Source organism: Acidisphaera rubrifaciens HS-AP3 (assembly GCF_000964365.1).
Taxonomy (GTDB): domain Bacteria; phylum Pseudomonadota; class Alphaproteobacteria; order Acetobacterales; family Acetobacteraceae; genus Acidisphaera; species Acidisphaera rubrifaciens.
Genome location: NZ_BANB01000932.1, coordinates 1 through 703, shown reverse-complemented (window position 1 = coordinate 703; position 703 = coordinate 1). Strand labels below are relative to the sequence as shown.

The following is a 703-nucleotide window of genomic DNA, read 5'->3' as shown; positions in this document are numbered from 1 at the left end:
TCGAGGGCGCGGGCGAGCGTCGCCGCCGCATCGCGCGCCGCGATCACGGCCGAGACGCGCGGCGGGGCAGGCGTCGCATTCACCGCGCGCCCCCCGCCTCACGCGGCCCCGGACGCGGGCGCGGGGCGCGGACATAGAACAGCAGGCCCGACAGATACCCGCCGATTTCGTCGCGCAGCAGCCGGTCGCGTTCGTTCGGCCCGCGCAGCAGCCGGCCGGCGCAGCGGCGGACATACCAGGCCGGCATCGTCGCCAGCGCGCGGCGGAGGTTGCCGCGATGGCCGCTGCGTTCGTACTGCACGAGCAGCGCCGCCGCGTGACCGCGCATATAGGCGCGGATCTGCCGCGCGAGGCCGGCATCGTCGCGGCGATGGGCGTGGAACGCGACGGCGGCCGGTTCGTAGCGGCAGACGTATCCGTGCGCGAGCACGCGGTGCCAGAGTTCGGAGTCGCCGGAGCAGCCGGCGGCTCCGACATCGAGCCGCTCGTCGAAGCCGCCGACACGGTCGAACACGTCGCGGCGGAACGCCATGCTCGCCCCGGCGCCGATCTGCCAGACCGGGCAGCCCCGCTCGCGGTCCGCGGCGAAAAAGGCGGCGCCGTGGTCGATCGGGCGATAGCCGCGGCCGAAGCCCCAGTGGCGCTCGAAATGCAGCTGCGCGGGCGTCTCCAGCGCCGCCGGCAGCACGAGGCCGGTGACCGC

1 protein-coding gene is annotated in these 703 nt (G+C 75.5%); it reads right to left on the bottom strand.

Features of this window, described 5'->3' with window-relative positions; genetic code table 11:
- Positions 1-79: 79 nt before the first annotated feature.
- Positions 80-703 (bottom strand): glycosyltransferase family 2 protein (locus B8460_RS22460; RefSeq protein ID WP_048863225.1); only part of this gene is annotated, 624 nt, incomplete at its 5' end.